The 4,683-nt window shown below is 66.6% G+C and carries 6 protein-coding genes; 2 read left to right on the top strand and 4 right to left on the bottom strand.

From position 1 onward, the window contains the following. Positions 1-1,478: cytochrome c oxidase subunit I (locus B2W79_RS15560; protein ID WP_292791038.1), on the top strand; the 1,478-nt coding region annotated here is incomplete at its 5' end. A gap of 3 nt (positions 1,479-1,481) precedes the next feature. After that, complete coding sequence (locus B2W79_RS15555) at positions 1,482-1,916, top strand: cytochrome c oxidase subunit 4 (protein WP_025105064.1); 435 nt, start codon at positions 1,482-1,484, stop codon at positions 1,914-1,916. A gap of 63 nt (positions 1,917-1,979) precedes the next feature. Here B2W79_RS15555 and B2W79_RS15550 read toward each other — a convergent pair whose 3' ends face one another. From B2W79_RS15550 to B2W79_RS15535, 4 genes are all read right to left on the bottom strand, one after another. Then, complete coding sequence (locus B2W79_RS15550; protein WP_071329823.1) at positions 1,980-2,399, bottom strand: rhodanese-like domain-containing protein; 420 nt, start codon at positions 2,397-2,399, stop codon at positions 1,980-1,982. A gap of 80 nt (positions 2,400-2,479) precedes the next feature. Then, positions 2,480-3,004, bottom strand: coding sequence for a GNAT family N-acetyltransferase (locus B2W79_RS15545; RefSeq protein WP_071329822.1), 525 nt, complete (start codon positions 3,002-3,004; stop codon positions 2,480-2,482). Then, the gene (locus B2W79_RS15540; protein ID WP_292791026.1) at positions 3,001-3,414 is read right to left on the bottom strand and encodes a RidA family protein; all 414 of its coding nucleotides are present in this window, start codon (positions 3,412-3,414) and stop codon (positions 3,001-3,003) included. Before B2W79_RS15540 ends, B2W79_RS15545 begins: the two co-directional genes overlap by 4 nt. 77 nt (positions 3,415-3,491) lie before the next feature. Further along, positions 3,492-4,683: cytochrome b (locus B2W79_RS15535; protein ID WP_292791023.1), on the bottom strand; the 1,192-nt coding region annotated here is incomplete at its 5' end.

Raw genomic sequence — 4,683 nt, 5'->3', positions numbered from 1 at the left:
TCCCGACGAAGGAGCAGTACAACCAGCTGTTCACGATGCACGGCACGATCATGCTGCTGATGTTCGCGACGCCGCTGTTCGCGGGCTTCGCGAACGCGATCCTGCCGCTGCAGATCGGTGCTCCGGACGTCGCGTTCCCGCGTCTTAACGCCTTCGCCTTCTGGCTGTTCCTGTTCGGTTCGACCATCGCCGTCGCCGGCTTCCTCACCCCGCAGGGTGCCGCCTCGTTCGGGTGGTTCGCGTATCAGCCGCTGGCCAACGCCTCGTTCTCGCCGGGTGCCGGTGGAAACCTCTGGATGCTCGGTCTGGGCATCTCGGGCTTCGGAACCATCCTCGGTGCGGTGAACTTCATCACGACGATCATCACGATGCGTGCTCCCGGCATGACGATGTGGCGCATGCCGATCTTCAGCTGGAACACGCTCATCACCAGCCTGCTGATCCTGATGGCCTTCCCGGTCCTCGCCGCGGCGATCTTCGCTGCCGCGGCCGACCGCGTCCTCGGCGCCCACATCTACGACCCGGCCAACGGCGGTGTCCTGCTCTGGCAGCACCTGTTCTGGTTCTTCGGTCACCCCGAGGTCTACATCATCGCGCTGCCGTTCTTCGGCATCGTCTCGGAGATCTTCCCGGTGTTCAGCCGGAAGCCGATCTTCGGGTACAAGACCCTGGTCTACGCGACGATCGCGATCGCGGCCCTGTCCGTCGCCGTGTGGGCGCACCACATGTACGTCACCGGCTCCGTGCTGCTGCCGTTCTTCGCCCTGATGACGATGCTCATCGCGGTGCCCACGGGTGTGAAGATCTTCAACTGGATCGGAACGCTCTGGCGAGGGTCGGTGACTTTCGAGACTCCGATGGTGTTCTCGCTCGGCTTCCTCGTGTCGTTCGTCTTCGGTGGTCTCACCGGCGTGATCCTCGCGGCCCCGCCGCTCGACTTCCACCTCAGCGACTCGTACTTCGTCGTGGCGCACTTCCACTACGTGGTGTTCGGCACCGTCGTCTTCGCGATGTTCGCCGGCTTCTACTTCTGGTGGCCGAAGTGGACGGGACGCATGCTCAACGAGCGCCTCGGCTACGTGCACTTCTGGATGCTGTTCGTCGGCTTCCACATGACCTTCCTCATCCAGCACTGGCTCGGTGTCGACGGCATGGTGCGTCGCTACGCGGACTACTCCGCGGCGGACGGCTGGACCTGGCAGAACCAGGTCTCCACGATCGGTGCGATCATCCTCGGTGCGTCGATGCTGCCGTTCTTCCTGAATGTCTGGATCACCGCCCGCAAGGCTCCGAAGGTGACCGTGAACGACCCCTGGGGTTACGGTGCCTCGCTGGAGTGGGCGACCTCGTGCCCGCCGCCGCGGCACAACTTCACGTCGATCCCGCGCATCCGCAGCGAGCGTCCGGCCTTCGATCTGAACCACCCGGAGGCCGCGGAGTTCGCGACCACCGCACCCGGCGAGCGAGAGGGCCACTGAGCCATGCGCGACAACGTCATCATCTGGTGGGTCCTCACCGCGTTCTTCGCCCTTGTCGGCGTCGTCTACACGGGCTGGAACATCCTGGCTCACCCGGGGCTTCCGCTGGTGAACCAGATCGAGTGGGTCGGCACGGTCGCCCTATTCTTCTCGGCCTTCATGGGCGCGATGGTCGCTTTCTACCTCGACCGGACGCACAAGGCGCAGAACGGCGAGCTGCCCGAGGACATCCTCACGTCGGACATCGACGACGGTGACCCCGAGCTCGGCGAGTTCAGCCCGTGGTCCTGGTGGCCGCTGGTGCTCGCAGCTTCGGCGGGTGTCTTCGTCGTGGGTCTTGCGGTCGGTCACTTCCTGCTCCCGATCGGCCTCGCGATCTTCGTGGTCGCGATCGTCGGCTGGGTCTACGAGTACTACCGCGGCAACTTCGCCCGCTGAGTCAGCTCGCACCACGAAGGCCCCCGGATCACTCCGGGGGCCTTCGTCGTTCCTGTGACCTGTTCATACGCGGGTGCGGATGCGGGGGATTCCGGTCAGGGGGTCGACGGGACGGTGGTGCACACCCTCGGCGTCTTCGACGGGATATCCCTCGCGGGCCCAGTACTCGAAGCCGCCGATCATCTCGCGCACTCGATAGCCCAGACGAGCGAACTCGAGCGCGCCGCGGACACCGCCGTTGCATCCGGGGCTCCAGCAGTAGACGACGACCTCGGCATCCGCCGGGATTTCCTCCGGGGCGCGGTGAGCGATCTCGCTGTGAGGCATGTGGAGCGCGCCGGACACGCGCCCCTGGGCGAATGCCTCGCTCGAGCGGACGTCGATCACGACCAGCGCGCGGCCGGTGGCACGGTCGGCGTGCACGTCGCTGGGGTCGGTCTCGAAGGCGAGTCGGGCGGCGAAGTAGTCGAGAGGATCGATCATGAGCCCAGACTAGGGATGCGCGGGCGCCGACGACCGAGGGATTCCGTCGTGCGTCGCGCGAATCCTGCCGTCGTAGCCGGTCAGAGCGCCGCGGTCATCTGGATCCGCCGTCCGTACCGGGTCAGGCCCAGACGCTCTTCGACGGCGACGAGCTCACGGAGGAAGTCGGTGTCCGGCGTGGACTCCGCGAAGCCGCAGCGGGAGTAGAAAGGGGCGTTCCAGGGGACATCCGCGTAGGTGCGCAGCGTGAGCTGCGAGCGGCCCCGACGGCGGGACTCGTCCTGGGCCGCCAGAACGAGGGCGCGACCGATCCCGCGGCGACCGGAAGCGGGGTGGACGGACAACTGCTCCAGATGGGCGTACCCGGGTCCCTCCAGCACCTGAACGAACCCGACCGGCATGTCACCTCCGCCGGCAGCTTCCGTCGCAGGGGAGCAGGTGGCCACCAGGACGAATCCCTCCGCGCGCTGACGGTCGTCGGCTGTCGATGGCGGGGGCCAGTCCTCGGCACCGAAGCGATCGGTCAGAAGGCTGTCAGCGGCGCGCTCGATCTCCTCCAGGACGGCATGGTCCTGATCCGTCGCGTGTCGGATGAGGGTGATCATGCACGATCCGCGGGCAGAGCGGCGACCGCCTCGATCTCGACGAGCTGGTCGTCATAGCCGAGCACCGTGACCCCGAGAAGGGTGCTGGGCACGTCGTGAGCGCCGAACGCGGCGTGGATGACGTCCCAGGCCGTGACGAGGTCCCGCTGCGCGGAGGAAGCCACCAGGACGCGCGTGCTGATGACATCCGTCAGAGTGGCGCCGGCAGCCTTGAGTGCGAGCTCCAGCGTCTCGACACACCGTGCCGCCTGAGCGGCGTAGTCACCGGGGGCGGTGGTCGTCCCATCGTCCTCCAACGGGCAGGCTCCGGCCAGGAAGACCAGACGCGCGTCAGCGGGGGCGGTGGCGGCGTACGCGTACGGGGCGTCGGCGAGGAAGGGAGCACGGAGGAGGCGGACGACCGAAGACATGAGACGATCCTCTCATCAGGGGAGAACGATGAAGGCCCCGTCCGAGCGGACGGGGCCTTCGCGAAGGGGAGCGACGACTACGCGTCGTCCTCCGACTTCTTCTTCCGAGGCTTCTTGACCGGCTCGGTCGAGATCACCGTGCTGGGCGTGTTCGGCGTCTCGTCGACGTGCGTCTCGTCGACGGTGAGCGGCGCATCCGGGAACCCGGCGCGCTCGTGAGCGCCCTGGATCTCGGCAGCCTCCGCCTCTTCGTTACCCGCAGTGACGTGGTGCTGGTGCGCGTCGGCGGCATCGATCTCGGCCTGCGTGAGCGGAGCGAGGCGGTCTTCGAAGAACCAGCGCGACATCGCGGAGCGGAGGTTCTCCGTCCACGGGATGCGTCCCTTGGCGTTCGGGCGGACGACCAGCGGCTCGTAGCCGTCGACGTCGATGAGCTTCCAGCGGTCGTAGACGTCGACCGGCTGGTGCACCTCGATGAACTCGCCGCCGGGGAGGCGGACGATGCGTCCGGACTCGAAGCCGTGCAGGACGATCTCACGGTCCTTCTTCTGGAGCGCGATGCAGATGCGCTTCGTGACGAAGTAGCCGATGATCGGGCCCAGGAACAGCAGTGCCTGCAGGGTGTGGATGACGCCTTCCATGGTGAGCATGAAGTGCGTGGCGATGAGGTCGGACGAAGCCGCCGCCCACAGGACCGCGTAGAAGATGACGCCGGCGACGCCGATCGCGGTGCGGGTGGCCGCGTTGCGCGGACGCTGCGCGATGTGGTGCTCGCGCTTGTCGCCGGTGACCCACGCCTCGATGAACGGGTAGATCGCGACGATGACGATGAACAGACCGAGAACGGCGACCGGGGCCAGGATGCCGAACGACCAGGTGTGGTCGAGGAACACGATGTCCCAGTTCGACGGTGCCAGGCGCAGGGCGCCGTCCGCGAACCCGATGTACCAGTCCGGCTGCGTACCGGCCGAGACGGGGGAGGGGTCATAGGGGCCGTAGTTCCAGATCGGGTTGATCTGGAAGAACGTCGCGATCAGCACGATGGTGCCGAAGACGATGAACAGGTAGCCGCCCATCTTGGACATGTAGACCGGCATCATCGGGTAGCCCACGACGTTGTCGTTCGTGCGGCCGGGGCCGGCGAACTGCGTGTGCTTGTTGATGATCATGAGCATCAGGTGCACGGCGATGAAGGCGATGACCAGCATCGGGAGCAGCAGGATGTGCAGCGTGTACAGGCGACCCACGATGTCGGTGCCGGGGAACTCG

It is taken from the genome of Microbacterium sp. UBA7513, assembly GCF_002478345.1.
GTDB lineage: Bacteria > Actinomycetota > Actinomycetes > Actinomycetales > Microbacteriaceae > Microbacterium.
The sequence above is the reverse complement of the archived record's forward strand: the minus strand, read 5'-3'. Positions and strand labels throughout refer to the sequence as shown.

Bases quoted from the DNA above. Each gene is read 5' to 3' on its own strand.
- B2W79_RS15555 (WP_025105064.1), top strand. From the start codon at position 1,482: ATGCGCGACAACGTCATCATCTGGTGGGTCCTCACCGCGTTCTTCGCC.
- B2W79_RS15550 (WP_071329823.1), bottom strand. From the start codon at position 2,399: ATGATCGATCCTCTCGACTACTTCGCCGCCCGACTCGCCTTCGAGACC.
- B2W79_RS15545 (WP_071329822.1), bottom strand. From the start codon at position 3,004: ATGATCACCCTCATCCGACACGCGACGGATCAGGACCATGCCGTCCTG.
- B2W79_RS15540 (WP_292791026.1), bottom strand. From the start codon at position 3,414: ATGTCTTCGGTCGTCCGCCTCCTCCGTGCTCCCTTCCTCGCCGACGCC.